The 20,451-nt window shown below is 35.5% G+C and carries 18 protein-coding genes; 4 read left to right on the top strand and 14 right to left on the bottom strand.

What is annotated here, in order from left to right:
* The first annotated feature begins 576 nt into the window (after window positions 1-576).
* A complete protein-coding gene (locus ABIZ51_02680; GenBank protein ID MEO7087683.1) occupies window positions 577-1,005 on the top strand; it encodes a PepSY-like domain-containing protein in 429 nt (142 codons plus the stop codon).
* Window positions 1,006-1,184: 179 nt separating this feature from the next.
* Window positions 1,185-1,496: a hypothetical protein gene (locus ABIZ51_02675; protein ID MEO7087682.1), complete on the top strand. Its 312-nt coding sequence runs from the start codon at window positions 1,185-1,187 to the stop codon at window positions 1,494-1,496.
* Between the two features lie 73 nt (window positions 1,497-1,569).
* Here the strand turns inward: ABIZ51_02675 and ABIZ51_02670 are convergent, their stop codons facing one another.
* From ABIZ51_02670 to ABIZ51_02630, 9 genes are all read right to left on the bottom strand, one after another.
* Complete coding sequence (locus ABIZ51_02670) at window positions 1,570-1,920, bottom strand: DUF488 domain-containing protein (GenBank protein ID MEO7087681.1); 351 nt, start codon at window positions 1,918-1,920, stop codon at window positions 1,570-1,572.
* A gap of 13 nt (window positions 1,921-1,933) precedes the next feature.
* Window positions 1,934-2,650 (bottom strand): SDR family NAD(P)-dependent oxidoreductase, encoded by a 717-nt coding sequence (locus ABIZ51_02665; GenBank protein ID MEO7087680.1) that lies wholly within the window; start codon window positions 2,648-2,650, stop codon window positions 1,934-1,936.
* A gap of 4 nt (window positions 2,651-2,654) precedes the next feature.
* Window positions 2,655-2,987, bottom strand: a complete 333-nt coding sequence (locus ABIZ51_02660) for a carboxymuconolactone decarboxylase family protein (GenBank protein ID MEO7087679.1) — start codon at window positions 2,985-2,987, stop codon at window positions 2,655-2,657.
* Window positions 2,988-3,005: 18 nt separating this feature from the next.
* Complete coding sequence (locus tag ABIZ51_02655) at window positions 3,006-3,422, bottom strand: OsmC family protein (GenBank protein ID MEO7087678.1); 417 nt, start codon at window positions 3,420-3,422, stop codon at window positions 3,006-3,008.
* Window positions 3,423-3,565: 143 nt separating this feature from the next.
* Window positions 3,566-6,349 carry an aconitate hydratase AcnA gene (acnA, locus tag ABIZ51_02650; GenBank protein MEO7087677.1) on the bottom strand — a complete coding sequence of 928 codons (2,784 nt, stop codon included), beginning with the start codon at window positions 6,347-6,349 and terminating at the stop codon, window positions 3,566-3,568.
* A gap of 256 nt (window positions 6,350-6,605) precedes the next feature.
* A complete protein-coding gene (locus tag ABIZ51_02645; protein ID MEO7087676.1) occupies window positions 6,606-6,854 on the bottom strand; it encodes a plastocyanin/azurin family copper-binding protein in 249 nt (82 codons plus the stop codon).
* Between the two features lie 101 nt (window positions 6,855-6,955).
* Window positions 6,956-7,501 carry a DUF4142 domain-containing protein gene (locus tag ABIZ51_02640; protein MEO7087675.1) on the bottom strand — a complete coding sequence of 182 codons (546 nt, stop codon included), beginning with the start codon at window positions 7,499-7,501 and terminating at the stop codon, window positions 6,956-6,958.
* Between the two features lie 106 nt (window positions 7,502-7,607).
* Entirely contained in the window at window positions 7,608-8,108 is a 501-nt protein-coding gene (locus tag ABIZ51_02635; GenBank protein MEO7087674.1) for an AraC family transcriptional regulator, read from the bottom strand.
* Between the two features lie 571 nt (window positions 8,109-8,679).
* Window positions 8,680-9,714, bottom strand: a complete 1,035-nt coding sequence (locus ABIZ51_02630; GenBank protein MEO7087673.1) for a hypothetical protein — start codon at window positions 9,712-9,714, stop codon at window positions 8,680-8,682.
* 255 nt (window positions 9,715-9,969) lie between these two features.
* Between ABIZ51_02630 and ABIZ51_02625 the strand changes: the two genes are divergently transcribed.
* On the top strand, window positions 9,970-13,416 hold the full coding sequence (locus tag ABIZ51_02625; GenBank protein ID MEO7087672.1) for a methylmalonyl-CoA mutase family protein: 3,447 nt from the start codon (window positions 9,970-9,972) through the stop codon (window positions 13,414-13,416).
* An 86-nt stretch (window positions 13,417-13,502) separates the two neighbouring features.
* Here the strand turns inward: ABIZ51_02625 and ABIZ51_02620 are convergent, their stop codons facing one another.
* The 5 genes from ABIZ51_02620 to ABIZ51_02600 form a co-directional block, all read right to left on the bottom strand.
* Entirely contained in the window at window positions 13,503-14,648 is a 1,146-nt protein-coding gene (locus ABIZ51_02620) for an endonuclease/exonuclease/phosphatase family protein (GenBank protein ID MEO7087671.1), read from the bottom strand.
* Window position 14,649: 1 nt separating this feature from the next.
* Entirely contained in the window at window positions 14,650-15,513 is an 864-nt protein-coding gene (locus ABIZ51_02615) for a rhomboid family intramembrane serine protease (protein MEO7087670.1), read from the bottom strand.
* Window positions 15,514-15,516: 3 nt separating this feature from the next.
* Window positions 15,517-16,341, bottom strand: a complete 825-nt coding sequence (locus ABIZ51_02610) for a rhomboid family intramembrane serine protease (protein MEO7087669.1) — start codon at window positions 16,339-16,341, stop codon at window positions 15,517-15,519.
* Entirely contained in the window at window positions 16,338-18,167 is a 1,830-nt protein-coding gene (gene mutL / locus ABIZ51_02605; protein ID MEO7087668.1) for a DNA mismatch repair endonuclease MutL, read from the bottom strand. The genes ABIZ51_02610 and mutL overlap by 4 nt, the downstream gene beginning before the upstream one ends.
* 126 nt (window positions 18,168-18,293) lie before the next feature.
* Window positions 18,294-19,436 carry an FAD-dependent oxidoreductase gene (locus ABIZ51_02600; protein MEO7087667.1) on the bottom strand — a complete coding sequence of 381 codons (1,143 nt, stop codon included), beginning with the start codon at window positions 19,434-19,436 and terminating at the stop codon, window positions 18,294-18,296.
* A 122-nt stretch (window positions 19,437-19,558) separates the two neighbouring features.
* Here ABIZ51_02600 and ABIZ51_02595 point away from each other — a divergent pair.
* The coding region (locus ABIZ51_02595) for a hypothetical protein (protein ID MEO7087666.1) at window positions 19,559-20,451 on the top strand (893 nt) is incomplete at its 3' end.

Raw genomic sequence — 20,451 nt, 5'->3', positions numbered from 1 at the left:
TAGGCTTCCACTTGCCTTTTATTTTGGCAGTTCTTTGGAGGTTTTCCAAAGCTGTTGTTGCTATATTGTGTTCTTTCATTTTCGTTCTATCTGTCTCGTTCACGATTTCGTGAACGTGCAAATATAGTGAACATTAAATAGAATTCCAAATACGTACACTATTTAGGCTTGTTCACGATTTCGTGGACGAAGTAATTACTTAACGCTAATCTTGCAATTAGAGTAGAAAAAGTCTAAAACTTCAAAGAGATTAAAGTGGTCATTTTTTGAATTAAAAGACCGATTTCCAATTACGAGAATTCATCAGGTTTCTAAGTGACTGAAAATCATCTATTAAGTTCGATAATCCAAATCCGTAGGGTACTAAGCCGGACTTCTCTTCAAAATTGGAGAAGTCCGGCTTTTTTATTTGTACCAACCTCTTTCTAAAAAACAGGAAAATTCTTTCCTAATTTATTCCTCATTAACTAACGTGTGAATTATGTAAATTGTTTAGGTATTTATATAACATTCACCAAGTTCAATCTATTTATTTTTGCCGTGTAATAATTAAGTTACAAATCCAAAAAAAGAAAAATGAAAAAAATGTTATTATTTTTAGCGATGACTTCTATTGTAAGTCTTGCTTCAGCTCAAAAATGCCAAGAAAAAGACGTCCCATCCGCTGTGAAAGATAAATTTGTTTCTCTTTATCCAAGCAATAAGGTGGAAAAATGGGAGAAAGATGGAAGTAATTATGATGCCTGTTTCGAGCAAACAAAAAAGAAAATTAAAGTCACTTTTTCTGCGTCTGGAACGCTTGTAAAAACGGAAACTAAAATTTCGGTTATTGAGCTTCCTCAAACGGTAAAAGATTATGCGAATAGAAATTATCCAGGAAAGAAAATTTCAGATGCTTCTAAAGTGGTTGATATTGATAATACAACAACTTATAAAATCGAAGTGAATGATTTGAAATTGGTGATTGATTCAAATGGTAATCTAATCCAATCAAAAAAGGATTAATAAGAAACCCGTTTTTTTAAAAGAGTCTCGCATGAAAGCGAGGCTCTTTTTTTGCGTATTTCTAAAAGGAAAGCTAAATACAGGTGTGTGATTTATATAAAAATGATTTTTAAACGTATAACACTTGAGGATTAGCGTTTATTGACCTTTGCGGTATAAATAATACTAATATAAAAATCATGAAAAGCAATAATCAAATAACAACAGGGAATATGCCAAGTAATCCTAATGAACCAAAGCCAAATGCTCCAGTTGATCCTGAAAAAAACAGTCCGATGCAACCAGATAAAAATGATGATCCTACCAAAATAAAACCGGGTATAAATGAGCCAAAGACAAATGCTCCAGTTGATCCTGAAATAAGTATTCCGATGAAACCAGATAAAAATGACGATCCTACTAAATTAAGACCAGATATAAACGATCCGAAAAAAAATGATCCTACTCGCATCGACCAAAAAGGAAATACGACTCATTCAATTACAACGTAACTGTTTTAAGTGCCTATTACTATCGTAAATAATTACTTCCGTAAAAAGGCAGTATCGCTTCATGTCTTTTCATTTACATGGATTTTAATACTTGCTGCAAAACAACAGCTTGATTACACTTTTCGTTTTTGGCACTATATAAAAGACTTACGTTCTTTTGTTTTGTAATTATTTTTAAGCGCTCTAAATCTACTTTATTTTTGGTTAGTTCCTTTTTATAACGCTTAACAAATTCTTCAAATCGCTCTTCCGTGTGGTCAAACCATTTTCGCAATTCGGTTGAAGGTGCAATATCTTTGTTCCATTCATCTAATTTTGCTTTTTCTTTGCTTATCCCTCTTGGCCAAAGCCGATCTATTAAGATTCTGTAACCGTCATCTGCTGAAGCTTCTTCGTAAATTCTTTTAATGCTAATGGTACTCATTTTATTATTTTGGTTAGTGCTTCTCTGGTTTTGGATTTAAAGGTCTTAGCGTTATTTCATCTACCAATAAATTATCTGGTGTTTCTAAAATATGAATAGCTAATGCCGCAATGTCATCAGGTTGCAACATATTGTGATGCGGTTTTATACCTGAGTCCTCAAAGAAATGTGTATCAATACTTCCCGGATTCATACAAGTTACTTTAATAGTATAGGCGCGCAACTCTTTAAATAAAGATTCGCTAAAACCTTGCATTGCATATTTCGTAGCAGAATAGGCAGCACTATCTGAATTTGTTGTTTTTCCTAAAATAGAACCAATGTTAATAATGTGGCAAGGGTTTGTATTTTTTTTCATTAAAGGAACAATGGAAGATGTTACGTAAAATGTTCCGTTTAAATTAGTGTTAATCATTTGATGCCATTGCGCTAAAGAAAGTTCTTCAATTTTGCTAAAATAACCTACTCCAGCATTGTTGATGAGAATATCGGGAAGGGTTGAATCAGAAAAAGTATTGGCAACCCAAGTGGCAATAAGCTTTTGATCGCTAATGTCTATCGAAATAGGAATAAACTGATCTCCCAATTGTTTCTGAATAGCATTGAGTTTATCTAAATTGCGGGCAAGTCCATATACTTTAGCTCCTTTCTCAATTAAAATACTCGCAAATGCAGCACCTAATCCGCTACTGGCACCCGTTACAATAGCAATTTTTTGACTAATATTCATTTAATTATTTTTTCTCCATTTCATCCATAGCGATAGTTGCATGAGCATAAGCTGCACCTGCTCGCATTTCAGAAGCTACCCATATTGCTTCCATTATTTCTTCTTTGCTCGCTCCTTTTCGCATCGCTTGCTTTGTGTGCGCTCTAATGCAATAGGGGCATTGTGTTACGTGTGCTACGGCAACAGCAATTAGTTGTTTGGTTTTTTCAGGAAGCGCGCCTTCTTCAAATACGGTTTTACTGAAGTTTCGCCACGCCTCAATAGTTTTAGGAGCTAAAGCGGCCTTTTTGTCGGCAAGTTCTTTGGTTGTTTGTGGGAACATGTTTTCGTTTTCCATGATTTCTATTTTTAAAATTTAAATTAAGGTGGCATCCAAAGTGATGCTAAAATTCAGTGCTTTACTAACCGGACAATTTTCTTTAGCAGCATTAGCGCATTCCATAAACTTAGTTTTGTCAATGTTTGGAATTTTTGCTTTTAATGTCAAATGAGAACCGGTAAGTTCAAGTTTGTCCACATCCATGTTTACGACAGCAGATACCTCTAAGGAATCAGCCGTGAATCCAGCCTTGCCCAAAATAAGACTCAGTGCCATAGCAAAGCATCCTGCATGTGCAGCAGCAAGCAATTCATCCGGATTAGTACTTTTACCATCTCCAAAACGTGAATTAAAGCAATATTTTGCATTATTCAGGACTGTACTTTGGGTAGTTATTTTCCCTTCGCCCTCTTTGAGGGAGCCGTTCCAAAAGGCATTAGCTGTTCTTTTCATATTAATTGTTTTTAGTTTAGATTGTTTTTAGATAATTTATTATTCTCTATCTGTATTGTTTGTTGTGATTGGTGTTTCTTGCTTTTCCTTATTCGCGCAGGATAACTGCATAAAGCTAAATCCAACTATGATTATTAAATTCTTTATTTTTCTAAAAATTGTCTCAACACATATTGCAAAATACCTCCATTGCGATAGTACTCAATTTCTATCAGCGAATCGAGGCGAGCGATAACCTGAAACTTAATTTCTTTTCCAGCTTCGCTTTTGGCAAGTACTTGAATTTCTTTCAGTGGTTTAATGTCGTTTGCAATTCCGCTTATTGAAAAAGTCTCTTTTCCTGTCAATCCGATGCTTTCAGCGGTTTCTCCATCTTTATATTGAAGTGGCAACACGCCCAAACCAACAAGGTTACTTCTGTGAATACGCTCGTAACTTTCTGCCAACACACATTTTATTCCCAATAGGAAAGTGCCTTTTGCCGCCCAATCTCGAGAAGAACCGCTACCATATTCTTTTCCTGCCAAAACCAATAAAGGTATTTTTTCTTCCTTATACTTTAATGAAGCATCGTAAACGGACATTTCTTTTCCCGAAGGCAAATGACATGTATAACCGCCTTCTTTTTCAGCTAATTTATTTTTAATTCGCACGTTGGCAAATGTGCCACGCACCATTACTTCATCATTTCCTCTACGAGAGCCATAAGAATTAAAATTTTCTTTTTTCACACCTCGGCTTAATAGATATTGTCCTGAAGCAGACTGCTCGCTAAAAGCACCTGCTGGAGAGATATGGTCGGTAGTTACGCTGTCTCCCAATACCAATAATGCACGAGCATTTTTAATATCTTCCAAAGGATTGGGTTTTTCAGAAATACCGTGAAAAAATGGAATTTCCTTAATGTAAGTTGAATTAGCATCCCATTCATACAGTTCGCCTGTGGGAACTCTCAAGTTTCTCCAAATTTCGTTTCCTTCGAATATTCTTCCATAATCTTTTGCAAAATCATCGGGAGATAAAACACGACTTAGCACTTCATTAATTTCATCATCTGTGGGCCAAATATCTTTTAAGTAAACACCTTCTTGATTTGAATCATAGCTGATTGGTTCATTAATTAAATCAATATCAACTCGACCAGCAATAGCAAAAGCAACTACAAGCATTGGCGACATTAAAAAATTCATTTTCACTTGGGGATGTATCCTCGCTTCAAAATTTCTATTTCCCGAAAGGACAGAAGTTACAATCAAGTTATGTTCCTCTACCGCTTTTGAAATATCCGGTACTAAAGGACCCGAATTTCCAATACAAGAGGTGCAACCATAACCAGCCAAATGGAAATGCAGTGCTTCTAAATCTTTCATCAAATCTGCTTTTTCAAGATAATCGGTAACTACTTTAGAACCTGGTGCGAGTGATGTTTTTACCCAAGGTTTTGAATAAATTCCGTGTTCTCTTGCTTTTCGTGCTACCAATCCAGCGCCTATCATTACAAAAGGGTTGGAAGTATTGGTACAAGAAGTAATTGCTGCTATAGCTACCGCTCCGTCAGAAAGCATAAATTTTTCTTGACCACGTGTAATCCAAACAGATTTCAAATCAGCTTCTTTAGTAATAGCATCGGCTGAATTAGCTTTTCCAGCAAGCTTAGGTATAACCAGATTACCACCTTCACCTTCAAACCGAGCAATGGATTTCTGAGATTCCCGTTCTTCTTGTGTTAAGTATTTTCTATCAAATGATTTGTCTAATAACTCAATAAATTTATTTTTAAACTCTTTTAAAAGGATTTTATCTTGTGGTCGTTTAGGTCCTGCAACTGTTGGTTCAACAGTTGAAATATCCAATTCCACAACATCGGTATAAGTAATTTTGTCCTCATTCTCACGCCACAACATATTGGTTTTGCAATAGGTTTCTACCAAATCTATTTGTGCTTTGGAACGATTGCTTTTTCTCATATATTCCAAGGTTTTATCGTCTATCGGAAAATAAGTAATGGTGCAACCAAATTCAGGAGACATATTACCAATAGTTGCCCTGTCTGGTACAGAAAGCGTACTGACACCAGAACCAAAAACCTCTACAAACTTTCCTACCACGCCTCGTTTTCTGAGTAAATTAGCTATTGTTAACACCAAATCGGTAGCCGTTGAACCCAATGGAAGTTTACCAGTGAGTTTTAGTCCAATTACTTCGGGCATAATAAAATAAAGTGGCTGACCAAGAATAGCTGCTTCAGCTTCAATACCGCCAACACCCCAACCTACCACACCGATTCCGTTAACCATTGGAGTATGACTATCTGTGCCAACGAGCGTATCAGGAAAAACTTCTCCATTTCTTTCAATAACACCTTTCGATAGATGTTCGAGATTTACCTGATGGCAAATACCCATTCCGGGAGGTACTACACTGAAATTGTCGAAGGAATTTTGTGCCCATTTTAGAAATTGATACCGTTCTTGATTACGCTCATATTCCTTGTCCATATTGCGCTTTAGAGAATCTTCTGTTCCAAAATAATCTACTTGCACGGAGTGGTCTATAATTAAATCAACAGGGATGAGCGGGTTAATTTTATTTGGATTTTTACCTTTTCTCGCCACTTCTGCACGAAGTGCGGCAATGTCCACCACAGCAGGAACGCCCGTAAAATCCTGCATCAAAACACGGGCAGGTTTATATGGAATATCTTTATCTGAGCCTTTCGGTTTCCAATTCAAAAGGGTTTCAATGTTTTCTTTGGTTACCGCAAAATCATCATAATTACGCAGGGCGTTCTCTAAAAGAATTCGGATGGAAAAGGGAAGCTTGTCAATGTTGTGTCCCTGCTTTTGCAATTCAGGAAGGCTGTAATATGTGTTTTCCTTGCCGTTGATTTTCAAGATTTTCTTAATGTGAAAGATGTCTTTTTCCATAATCAATTCATGTTGTTAGTTAACGTTCTTTAAAAAGAGAGATTAGCGGAAGGTTGAAGAAATTCGTTTACGGACTAATAAGCTATAGCCGATACTAAACTCGGACAAAATTACATCCTTTTTTTCTTTTATTTATGACCTATCAATCAAAAAAATATTCTTTGCGATTAGCTTTTGGGTGTTGTAAGCACAGCTTACATAAAACTCCGACACTACCATCACACATCCCTCGCAACAGCTTAGTGCTTAAGAGGAATTATTGCACCCTTACGGATAATTTACCTTTCATTACTGTGTGAATAGAACAGTAATAGTCTGTACTTTCCGTTATAACCTTTCTCCATGATTGACCAGTAAGTAATGGAGGTGAAGCCCATGCTTTGTTTTTTTCTGTTACATCATGTGCAACCATATCACGATTGATGAAAACGACAGTATCTCCACTATTTAACCAAAGTTCTTGCGGCTGAAATTTCATATCCTTAATTTCAACAGTATGAGCCATCGGAGGAACTGAATTTGTAGTTGATGTGCAACAATTAAAAAAGAGCATTGGAAGGAGAAGGAGTAAATATACCCCTCCTCTTCTCAAGATAGAACGATTTATCATTTGCTTGAAATTATTTTTTGCGACTTCTCTGCTTGTTCAAGATGATTTTTGAGTATTGGAACAACTTTCTGCAATAAGGCTTTGAGTTCTGCATTTTGAGCTTGCGGAATTAAAACGGTTTCCACTTCTGCTATTACTGCTTTATGGTATGCGACTTCGTTATCTATATATGCCTTATTAAAATCTTTGCCCGATTTTGAATTCAGCATTTTGCTTGTTTTTGCTGCGTTTGCAGAAAGCTGTTTACTTACTGCATTGTCTTTCGGTGTTACTTTTAATTTTGTAACCAATGCAACCGCCTGGTCAATTATAGATTTATGGTCGTTAGCCATCATGTCTGCAAATTTCAGTACTTCTGGATCTTTCGATTTTTTCTTTGCAATCACTGCAAAGTTAATGTCGTTTTGATTAGCCACCACTGCAACAGAAGCAATCTCTGCATCTGAAAGTTTTGGAGTTCCTTTTTTCTGTGCCGAAGCAGGTGTTGAAATCATAGCCGAGCATATAAATACGCCCAAGGTTAGTGTAGTTAAACTTTTCATTTTTGTTTGAGTTTTTTTATAAATATTAATATATATAATTACGATGCAAAATTGCACACGCTGCTTTGGAAAAGCGTTACATAATTTATAAAAAGATTTACATATTTCAGATAAGATCTATTGGAATGCGCCTCTTAATCTTCAAGTTTTTGAAGTGAGTAGGAGTTAATCCTGTAATCTTTTTAAATTGGTTAGAAAGATGAGCCACACTGCTGTAATGCAACTTAAAAGCAATTTCGGAAAGACTGAGTTCATCGTAGGTAATTAATTCTTTTGCGCGTTCAATTCTTTGAGCCATAATGTAATGCTCGATGGTAATGCCGCGCACTTCTGAAAAGAGACGGGATACTGTGGTGTAGTTTTGATGTAATTGTTCGCTGATGTAATCAGAAATATTTGTTTTAGGCAACTCGTCAGAATGATAAATCATTTCTACGATTAGATTTCGTGTCTTTTCAACAAGTATGCTTCTCTTGTCTTCCAATAACTCAAGTCCCATTTTTTGCAAAGCCACATTAAGTTGGTTGAGCTTCTCAGCAGAAATGTTTTCTTTTATTTCAACTCCGCCTAATTCTACAGCCAAACAATGCAGTTCCAGTTTTTCCACCTCTGTCTGCACTATAATTTTGCAGCCATTGCATACCATATTTTTAATGAAAGCTTCATTTCCCTTCTCTTTAGAAGAGTAAAAATAATAAAAATCTGAATTCGATTAGTGATTTTTCATAGCAACAATAATTTATAACAATATCAATTATAGGGTTGCACCAGTATTGCCATTGTGAAAAAAAAATTTCAATACTCTTTTTCGCTTTGCGCGGATAAATAAAGAAGATTTCTGTATCGTATTGATGTTCAGCTTATCGTGAGACAAGTTCAGATGAATGTATGACATGTTCAGCTTATCGTGAGGCAAGTTCAGCTGAACGTATGACATGTTCAGCTGTGCGTGAGGTAAGTTCAGCTGAACCTATGACATGTTCAGCTTATCGTGAGGCAAGTTCAGCTAAACGTATGACATGTTCAGCTATGCGTGAGGTAAGTTCAGCTGAACCTATGACATATTCAGCTGTGCATGAGGCAAGTTCAGCTCCTTTTTTATTGCTGAAAAATTATTTTTTCGAACCTTACATTCTCAATTGTTTGCGCAGGTGCAAATTGGAACACTACTCCCATACCTATTGATTAAATAAAGACCCTCCAATTACTTTTCCGTTGTCATCAAAAATTAAATAAGGTACGTTGTTACTTTTCTTAATATCTTTTATTTTATCATTTTCAAAATCAATTATCAAATCATTTTTTATATGAAAATCGTTGTTGTGTTTTCTAATATTTTTTATTTTGCCATTTTCAAAAGCAACATCCACCTCCTTATTAAAAGAAGAACTACTTGCAATATTAAAAGTTTTTAACACATTGTAAGGAATAGTATCATTAAAGTCATAATATTCTTGAGAAACTCCGTCATCAAACATTTCAATGGACATGAAATAACCATTGTCGTATTTAATAAATTCGCCATCAATTCTATTGTTTTTCACTGCCTTTTCTGTTCCAATAGATAAATGGTTTTTTAATTCACAATATTGCACCCATTTACCTGACAAAAGACTATCAAACATAACTTTTTGATTAAAAGAAGAATCGGAATACGTATATGAAAAAGGAGGTTCTAAATATTTATAATAACGAGAGTTAAGTTTTATGGGGTGTTTAATTATTGTATCACCAATGTACGCATAGTAATAGTGTGTTAGGTCTGTTGACTGAATAGTGTCGTTTGGGAAATTATTTCCTGAGATTATCTCAACTACACTGTTTTTTTTTGACTCTAAATTAGACTTTTTGTCATAAGATGTTACTAATCTACATAAAAGCGGTTTAATACTATCATAATTTATTTTAAGAACTTTTTGATAAAGTAAATTATAACCATATCTTTCAAACAAAGCAACAGTGTAACTTTTATTTTGTTTATCTTGTGAATATCCATAACGAAACACACACACAAATAAACATATTAACAAAACGGTAAATTTTATTGGGGTACGTATCATCCCTCGAAGGCGCGAAGCTGAAGCATCGGCTTTGTGCGTTGCGCTTCGTAACCGATTAAACTGGTAAGTTGCACTTACAAATAAGTTTTTTGCCTTCAATAGATAGATTTGAAAATTATATTTCAAACAGCTAAAATAGTTTTTTTTAGCCACACATTATTAAATCAATTTATTTATCTCATAGGTGCAAAGCTGAAGTATTGGCATTGTGCATTGCGCTTCGTAACCGATTAAACAGGTAAGCTGAGCTTATCAATACGCTTTTCGCCTTCAACAAATAGCTTTGAAGTAAAAGATCAAATTGTTTTTTTGAAATGATAAAAAAGAACAGAAAACTTCAGCGTTTGCATTAATCCTCGCATAATTCTATCTTTGAATGCTGAAAAAATAATTTTCACAGAGAGAGAAATGACACCAGTACTACCTTATCAATCCAAAAATAAAATCCGAATTGTAACTGCCGCTTCTTTGTTTGACGGACACGATGCCGCCATCAATATTATGCGCAGAATTATCCAAAGTTCGGGCGCTGAAGTAATTCATCTTGGGCACGACAGAAGCGTGCAAGATGTGGTGGATTGCGCTATTCAGGAAGATGCGAACGCTATTGCGATGACCAGTTATCAAGGCGGACACAATGAATATTTTAAATACATGTTCGATTTGCTGAAGGAAAAAGGCTGCGAACACATTAAGATTTTTGGCGGCGGCGGCGGCGTTATACTTCCTTCTGAAATTGAAGAACTCCAGAAATACGGCATTTGCCGAATATATACTCCAGATGACGGTCGTGCAATGGGTTTACAAGGAATGATTAATGATATGTTGATGAAATGCGACTTTCCAACCGGTTTTAATTTGAACGGAGAAGTCAATCATCTGAAAGAAAAAAACACGAAATCAATTGCGCGTTTAATTTCTTGCGCAGAGAATAATCCTACCGAATTCTCAAAACTGTATCCGATCATTGAAAAAAATATTTTTTCAAACGACAAAATAAAAAAAGTTCCTGTGCTCGGAATTACTGGAACTGGCGGTGCCGGAAAATCATCTTTGATTGATGAATTAGTTCGTCGGTTTCTGATTGATTTTAAAGATAAAACCATTGCCATTATTTCTGTGGATCCTTCTAAACGCAAAACAGGTGGCGCTTTATTGGGTGATCGCATTCGGATGAATTCTATCCGAAACGAGCGCGTTTATATGCGTTCATTAGCCACTCGTCAAAGCAATTTAGCTTTATCAAAATATGTGCGCGAAGCCGTCGATATTGTGAAAGCCGCGGGTTTTGATTTGGTTATTTTAGAAACTTCGGGCATCGGACAAAGCGATACGTCCATTACCGAACACAGCAATTTGAGTTTGTACGTAATGACTCCTGAATATGGTGCCGCTACTCAATTAGAGAAAATTGACATGCTCGATTTTGCAGATATTATTGCGCTCAACAAATTTGATAAACGGGGTGCTTTAGACGCTTTGCGCGATGTCAAAAAACAATACAAGCGCAACCATCAATTGTGGGAATTAAGCGAAGATAAAATTCCAGTTTACGGAACCATTGCTTCTCAGTTCAATGATCCTGGAATGAATCAATTGTACAAAGCTTTGATGGATAAATTGGTGGAAAAAACAGGCGCCGATTTACACAGCGATTTTAAAATTTCCGGTGAAATGTCGGAAAAGATTTATATCATTCCACCTAATAGAACCCGCTATTTAAGTGAGATTTCAGAAAATAATCGTGGCTATGATAAATGGGTGGATGAACAATCTGAAACAGCACAAAAATTATTTTCCATTGTAAAAACGATGGAATCCGTTTCAGGAATTACTTCCAAAAAAGAATTAAATCTCGATACGATTGCACAGGATTTATTGGATTCCGCTGCAGCGAGTAAAAAGGATTTTCTGAAATTATTATTGGCAGAATACGATCGTGTAAAATTATTTTTTGACGGACAAAATAAAAAAGTCCTTGAAAATTGGGCGAATAAAAAGCAGAGCTACAAAAATGAATTCTACAGTTATAAAGTTCGCGACAAAGAAATCAAAATAAAAACACATACCGAATCACTTTCGCATTCCCAAATCCCCAAAGTGGTTACACCGCAGTACAAAGCGTGGGGCGATATTTTGAAATGGAATTTACAAGAAAATGTTCCAGGCGAATTTCCTTATACAGCGGGTGTTTTTCCGTTTAAACGAGAAGGCGAAGATCCTACGCGTATGTTTGCTGGCGAAGGCGGACCGGAACGTACCAACAGAAGATTTCATTATGTAAGTTTAGGAATGCCTGCGCATCGCTTGAGTACAGCGTTTGACAGCGTTACACTTTACGGACAAGATCCCGATTATCGTCCAGATATTTACGGAAAAATTGGCAATGCCGGAGTTTCGATTTGTTGTTTGGATGATGCCAAAAAATTGTACAGCGGTTTCAATTTAGCTAATCCGAAAACTTCTGTAAGTATGACCATCAATGGACCTGCGGCTATGCTTACCGGATTTTTCATGAATGCAGCGATTGATCAACAATGCGAAATTTATATCAAAAAAAATAATCTTGAAAAAGAAATTGAGAAAAAAATTCAAGACATATATAAAGCTAAAAAGGGAATTCGTCCAAGTTATCAAGGAGAATTACCAAAAGGAAATGATGGCTTGGGATTAATGTTACTGGGCATTACAGGCGATCAAGTTTTACCGAAAGACGTATATGAAAAAATAAAAATAGAAACCATTGCAGCTGTTCGCGGTACCGTTCAGGCAGATATTTTGAAAGAAGATCAAGCACAAAATACTTGTATTTTTTCTACCGAATTCGCCTTACGTTTGATGGGCGATATGCAAGAATACTTCATTCAAAAAAATATTCGTAATTTTTATTCTGTTTCTATTTCGGGTTATCACATTGCGGAAGCCGGCGCTAATCCTATCACGCAGCTTGCTTTAACATTGTCGAATGGTTTCACTTTCGTAGAATATTATGTGAGTCGTGGAATGGACATCAATAAATTTGCTCCGAATTTATCGTTCTTTTTTAGCAATGGAATTGATCCAGAATATGCTGTGATTGGTCGCGTTGCACGTAGAATTTGGGCAAAAGCAATGAAGCTAAAATACAATGCAGATGAGCGTTCGCAAATGTTGAAATATCACATCCAAACTTCCGGACGATCTTTACACGCGCAAGAAATTGATTTCAACGATATTAGAACTACTTTGCAAGCGTTATATGCCATTTACGACAATTGCAATTCTTTACACACCAATGCTTACGATGAGGCAATTACAACGCCAACCGAAGAATCGGTGCGCAGAGCAATGGCAATTCAGTTGATTATTAATCGTGAATTAGGTTTAGCAAAAAATGAAAATCCTTTGCAAGGCTCTTTTATTATTGAAGAATTAACCGATTTGGTGGAAGAAGCTGTATTGTTGGAATTCGATAAAATTACCGAGCGTGGTGGCGTTTTAGGCGCGATGGAAACAATGTATCAGCGCGGAAAAATTCAAGAAGAAAGTTTGTATTACGAAACCTTAAAACATTCAGGCGAATATCCGATTATCGGAGTAAATACTTTCCTTTCATCCAAAGGCTCGCCTACTGTAATTCCTGCAGAAGTTATTCGTGCAACAACGGAAGAAAAGAAATATCAAATTACAATGCTAAAAGAATTGAACAAAGCGCAAGCAGATAAAACAACTCAATTATTACGCGATTTACAAACTACCGCTATCCATAATAAAAATATTTTTGAAGGAATTATGGAAGCCGCCAAATATTGTTCTTTAGGACAAATAACCAATGCGCTTTTCGAAGTTGGCGGGCAGTACAGAAGAAATATGTAAGATTACGAATAAACGAATTGATACGAATTTTCGAAAAATGCTTTTCCTTAAAATTGAGGTTGAAAAAATAATTTTTTGAAACGAAATTATTCCACTTTTATCCAACACGTAATTGGATAATGATCCGAATAATTTTTGTGAATGATTTTGAAATCGTATGCTGAAAGGCTTTTACTGTGCATGATGTAATCAATTCGGAAAGAAGGAAAAGAACCATTGTAAGTTTTCCCGAAACCACTTCCACTTTCTTTAAACGCATCTTCTAAATTAGCATTAATCGTGTGATACGCGTAAGATGCAGGAGGATCATTGAAATCTCCGCAAACAATAATTGGGTACGGACTTTTATTCATACTTGCCTTTATAATATCCACTTGCGAGGCTCTTTTTACGAACGCATTTTTCAAATGTCGCACAATACTTTTTGAGTTTTGAATGTTTTCTGTTTCTGTTGTAGTAGAAAGTGCGTCCATGTATTTATAATCGGAAGGCGCGAATTCAATAGATTGTAAGTGCATGTTGTAAACTCGAATCGTATCGTTATTTACTTTTATATCCGAAAAAATACAAATATTATTTGCCGTATTTGTAAACGTAATATTTTCTTGATGAACGATCGGATATTTAGAAAACATGACGATTCCATAGTGATAAACACCTTTCACTGTTTTGGTATAATACACGTGAAAGTATTTTGCATCTTGAAATTTCACTATCGTATCCAAAGTGCGGAATTTTTTGGTGTCGTCCGTGTAAAACTCTTGAAAACACATGATGTCGGCGTTTTCCGCTTTCAATAAATCAAACATTTTATCACGTGTTTCTTTATTGTGCGACCAATTGTACAAATCAAACAAACGTACATTGTACGACATTACTTTCAAAAAAATATTTTTTGAAGACACTTTTTTCTCTGTTGGAAAAAGACGAATTTGAAAAAAATTAGAAAGTTCTCCGAAACCGAAAATCAATATAAAAAAAGAGAGTAGGAAAATGTTTTTTCGAAGCACAATCCAATAACATAAAAAAAGAATATTTAAAAGTGCTAAAATTGGAAAAGCCAATCCGAAAAAAGAAAAAATCCAACATATTCCAGGGCTCACCAATGGCGCCAAATAAGCCATTAAAAGAGCAATTGCAACAATCAAATTAAACGCAAAAATAATTTTATGAAAAAGCGACAGCGCACGAATTCTGATTTTTATTTTTTGCGAAAAATTATGAAAAATCATGTTACCTTTTATTGCTGATGTGAAAAAGAAACTCCTTTTCTTCTTTTGTCAAACTGTCGTATCCGGCTCGCGAAATTTTATCGAGAATTACATCTGTTTTCCGCTGATTATCTGTTTTTCTGACATTGTATTCTTCGTCTGAAATTGGTCTTTTGTACGCCACTTTCATCCGTGGTTTTTTCTGAAACGTTGGACGCATCCTTTCGAAGAAAGTAAAAAATCGCAAAGAAATATCTTTTCCTTTTTTGTATTGAAGAATGTAGAAATAACCAAACAGCGCGCCGCCGATATGTGTTATTTTTCCACCTGTATTTATAGAAAAATCAATAATACTTGTTAAAATAAAGGCAGCAAGTGCGACGTATTTTAATCGTACCGGACCAAAAAACATCAAATTAATTTCCTGATTAGGAACCAATGTAGCAACGGCAACAATCACTGCCATAATTCCACCTGATGCGCCGATGGTAAGTGTATTTTGTGGCATTCCTGGAATTAAATTGTATGCTAAAATATATAATACAGCGCCAGAAATGCCGCCTAAAAAAAATGTTCCAATTAATCTTTTGCTACCCAGATATTGAACAAATAGTTGTCCCATCCAATACAACCAAAGCATGTTGAATAAAATATGGGAAATGCTTTCGTGCAAAAACATATACGTAACGAGGCTCCATGGATGATAAAGTAACGTTCTAAAATTGGAAGTAACGGCAAAATAACTATCTACGTTATCGCTAAAGCCATTAATAAAAACATTGAGAATATTCACGACTAAAAAAATAACGCAATTGATGACGATGAGCTGCATCAAGCCGTTTTCTTTTTCGCGAAAAAGTTTTTTTATATCCTGAATAAAACTCATTCGTTAGTAAAAATTACTGGAATTTTTCTGCCAATATTTGATCAAAATAAATCCGAAAAGCATTCCGCCAAGATGTGCAAAATGAGCTACGTTATCGCCTGGATGATTAGTAATTCCGCTATAAAGCTCAATAGCACCATAAATAATGACGAAATATTTTGCTTTTATCGGCATGATAAAATACACATACAAAAGTGTGTTGGGAAACAACATTCCGAAAGCCAATAAAACGCCAAAAATGGCTCCTGATGCGCCAATCACGTCTATGTCTTTTCTAAAACCCAATAATTGATCCAAGACGTGTCCAGACTGTACGTTAAAATCGCTGTATTTACTTCCATTATTGAACAAATCCAAAATATCCGGAGAGTTTTTATATTCCGAAAAATGCTTGCTTACAATATCGTAAAAGGAAGCTGGATCGGGCGAAATCGCATAATTATTAAGGATATGTTGCAGGTAATAAAATTCTCCAGTGGCAACTGCTTGTTGCACCAAAGCTGCGCCAATACCGCAAACCATGTAAAAAATAAAAAAACGTTTTCCGCCCCAATAATTTTCGAGCATATTTCCGAACATCCACAAGGCAAACATGTTAAATAAAATATGTCCGAAACCGCCGTGCATAAACATATACGTAACAATTTGATATGGACGAAATTTCGAATTGGTAAAATAATGCAAGCCAAGTTTATCGTTCAAATCAATGCCGAATCGATTTTGGACAACAAGCGTTGCCAAAAACATTAATACGTTGATGATGAGTAAATTTTTTACAACAGGCGGAAGTATCTGAAACCGCTGTGGACGGTATTGTTCGTAACTCATTTTTTAAATTTTTTATCCAATTCTTCCATACTCCAATTCATCATTACCGGTTTTCCAGAAGGGGAAAAAGCGGGTGTTTTGCAAATAAATAAATTGTCGATGAGTCCGCGCATTTCTTCTTCGCGTAATATTTTGCCGGATTTTATCGCCGTATTTTTTGCCATTGCACGCGCTAAATTTTCTGTTTTATCTGATTTTAATTCGGAGGAAGCGTGTTTGTATTGTTCCAATAATTCTTCCATGAAATTTTTACAATCGGACGTAATTCCTTCTGTTGGCAAGCCTTGCACGATAAATGTATTTTTTCCGAATTCGCGAATGTCAAAACCCATCGCTTTCATTTCTTCTTGTAAACTTTTTAATAATTCGAAATCTCCAACCGAAAATTGTACCGTTTGCGGAAAAAGTTGTTGCTGTGTTTTGAGAATTTTTTTCTGACTGTTTTCTAAATAATATTCGTACAAAACCCTTTCGTGTGCAGCTTGTTGATCAATAATAAATAAACCCGATTCGTCGGAAACTAAAATGTATTTTCCGTGTAATTGCCCTAAAATTTGTTTGTCGGATTCTAGTCTATGATCCGTTTTCTCGTTTGAAAAAATATTTTTTTCAGGCACATTTTTTTGCTCAACTACCAAATGGTTTTCATACAATTTTCCCCAATTATTTTTATTGGATCTTTCCAAAGGCGTTTCATTTCGCGGATAAGAAATTTCCGTTTTAAACGGATTGAACTGTTTGTTTACCTTTATTTCAGGGGCGATTACAATTTTATCTTTTGGAATTGGCAATAAATTAAAACTCGTTTCTTGTTCAAAATCAATACTTGGTGTGAGATTATTTTTTCCCAAAGATTGTCGAACAACCGAAAGTAAAATGGAATATACTGCGCGTTCATCCTCAAATTTTATTTCTGTTTTAGTCGGATGAATATTGATATCAATGGTTTTTGGATCCAACTCTAACATAATAAAATAGGAAGGAAAAGTGCCCGTCGGAATTAATTTTTGATACGCCGCTTGGATAGCATGATTCAAATACGGACTTTTAATAAATCGTTTATTGATGAAAAAAAATTGTTCGCCACGCGTTTTTTTTGCGTTCTCTGGTTTGCTGATATATCCTTTAATTTTTACGTAATTCGTTTCCTCGTCCACCGCCACCAATCGCTGTTTGTAATTGTTTCCGAAAACAGCCACGATGCGTTGAATAAAGGTTCCTTTTTCTAAATTAAAAATTTCCGTGTTGTTGTGATGAAATGAAAAATAAATTTCAGGGTGAACTAATGCTACACGTTCAAATTCATCAATAATATGGCGGATTTCCACGGCATCCGTTTTTAAAAAATTACGACGTGCAGGGACATTGTAAAAAAGATTTTTCACAGAAAATGAAGTTCCGTCGGTGCAGGCGCAACTTTCTTGCTTTTTAATTTCGCTGCCTTCCATCAAAATAGAAACTCCTGTTTGATCTTCTGTTTTTTTTGTTTTTAGTTCCACATGCGCAATGGCTCCGATAGATGCAAGTGCTTCACCTCTAAAACCCTTGGTACGCAAGGCAAACAAATCATCCGCTTTTCGAATTTTAGAAGTAGCATGACGTTCAAAGCTCATACGAGCGTCTGTTTCCGACATTCCGCAGCCGTTATCGATAATCTGAATAAGTGTTTTTCCGGCATCTTTTACAATCAACTTAATGGCAGAACTTCCTGCATCCACCGCATTTTCGAGCAGCTCTTTCACTACCGAAGCAGGACGTTGAATGACTTCTCCTGCTGCAATTTGATTGGCTACGGAATCGGGTAAAAGCTGAATTATATCGGGCATGACATTTTCTAAAAGACTACAAAAATACAATTATTCTGCTTATTTTTTTAGATGGAGTTCGTAAAAATAATTCACTTAAAAACAGGATTCAAAAATTATTTTTTTGAAGTCGGAATTTTTCAAAAATCACAATGATTTTTCAACCATTTCAGCTGCTTCTTCGCCAATTAAACTACCAATTGCAATGCCCATTCCGCCTAAGCGAACAGCGCAAAAAATATTTTTCGAAACAGCTTTTATAATTACAGATTTTTTAGTCCCAATGCCCATAATCCCGCTCCAGCGCTGTTCTATCGTGAAATTTGTTTTCGGAAGAATCATAGTTTTTAATAAATGTTCGAGCCGATTTTGAACTAAATCTGTTAACCCCATTTCAGTTGTTTCTTCGGTTTTAAAATCCAAATTTCGCGCCCCACCAAAAAGAATCCGGTCTTCGAAATTTCTAAAATAATAATAGCCTTTATCGTAATGAAAAGTGCCTTTTATTTTTAAATTTTTTATTGGAGAAGTAATTAAAACTTGTGCTCTTGCTGGATTTACGGGATAATCAGGGAGAAATTGTTTCGCGAAACCATTGGTGGCAATTAGCATTTTTTTTGCATCAATATAAAACCCATTTTCAGTGCTAATTTGCACTGAATCTTTTTCTTCCGTAAACGATTTTACGCCGCTGGCATTTAAAATAATAATTCCCAAGGATTGTGCCTTTTTGAGCAAAGCGAACATCATTTTTCCGGTGTCAATTTGACCTTCTTGCGTATTTTCAATCATGCCGACAACGTTTTGAAAACCAAAAGATTTTATTTTATTTTCGGCATTTGAAAAAATATTTTTTTGAGAAATAATTTTTGAAATATGTTTGTTGAGATAATCCGTTTGCGCTAAACAGTTTTGAAAAATTATTTTTTTGTCGAAGATTTCGTACCCCCCATATTGTTTAAAATCGAGCGCTTTGTCTCCGATATTTTTTCTCAATCTTAACAATCCTTTCCAGCGTTTTTCGACCAAACTAAAAACTTCGTTTTCGGAATGTTTCGATAAATCGTCCAGTAATTCTGAAGAACTTCCAAAACAAGCAAAACCTGCATTTTTAGTGCTTGCGCCAGATGGAAGCACGCCTCTTTCCAGTACAATTATTTTTAATTTTTTATTTTTCTGCTGTAAAGCGATTGCTGCATTTAAACCCACAATTCCACTTCCGATAATGGCAACATCTATATTATTAAAATAGGATTTTTTCTCCCAGAAGCTTAAATTTGTTTGTATCATATTGTAAATCAGGTTATTTCGATATAATTTACACGAATGTAAAAAAAAGTATATTTTTTCAGATATTTGTAGGCTTGTTCAACCCGTAATTTCTAAGCATGATTGTTGCGCACAAAAATAGAATGAAATCCAATACCACCTTTGCGAAATTTTTTTTCGCTGCGTTTTCGCTATTTTTTACATTCTTTGTAAATGCTCAAACTAACGCTACCACATGGAATTTAACCGTGGACGGAAAGATTACGCAAGATGGTAAAAAATTAGATGGAGCAATGGTTACTGTTTTTAAAAACGGTTCTCAAACGCAACAAATTCCCGCGGGCTCAAACGGAAAATTTGAAATTGTAATGGATCCAGATGCAGATTATATCGTTAATTTTTCCAAAGACGGATTGGTTACTAAAAAATTAAGTTTCAGTACGCGAAACGTGCCAGACGATGTTTCCAAGCAACATTCCTTTGCCTTAGAAATTGGAGAAATATCTCTTTTCATTCTTCCGCAAGGACCCGATGCTTCAACAATAACCAGCATTTTAAATCAGCCGATTGGAAAATTTGCGTATTCTGCCTCTATTAAAGATTTTGATTATGATGCTGCGTACACGGCTTCTATACAAGCGAAATTGGATTTGATTAAGCAAGCTGAAGCACAAGCAAAACAGTTGGAAAAGCAATACAACGATGCAATCGCTCAAGGTGACAAATCCTTTTCTGGCGGAGATTGGTCGGGCGCACAAACGGCGTACAATGCCGCTTTGAAAATAAAACCAGATGCGAAATATCCGCAAAATCAATTAGTCTTGGTGAATAAAAAGGAGGCGGATCAAGCCGCCGCTAATGCTGCTAATGCGAAACAAAAAGCATTGGATGCGCAATACCAAACATTGATTGCTAGTGCAGATAAATCTTTAGCAGGAAAGGATTATGTCAATGCGAAAACAAATTATACGCAAGCTTCTTCCTTAAAGCCAAACGAACAATATCCGAAAGATAAATTAGCTGAAATTGCAAAAGA

This window comes from Bacteroidia bacterium (assembly GCA_039924845.1).
Classification (GTDB): domain Bacteria; phylum Bacteroidota; class Bacteroidia; order DATLTG01; family DATLTG01; genus DATLTG01.
Note: the sequence above shows the minus strand (reverse complement) of the source record. Positions and strands in the feature narration are given on the sequence as shown.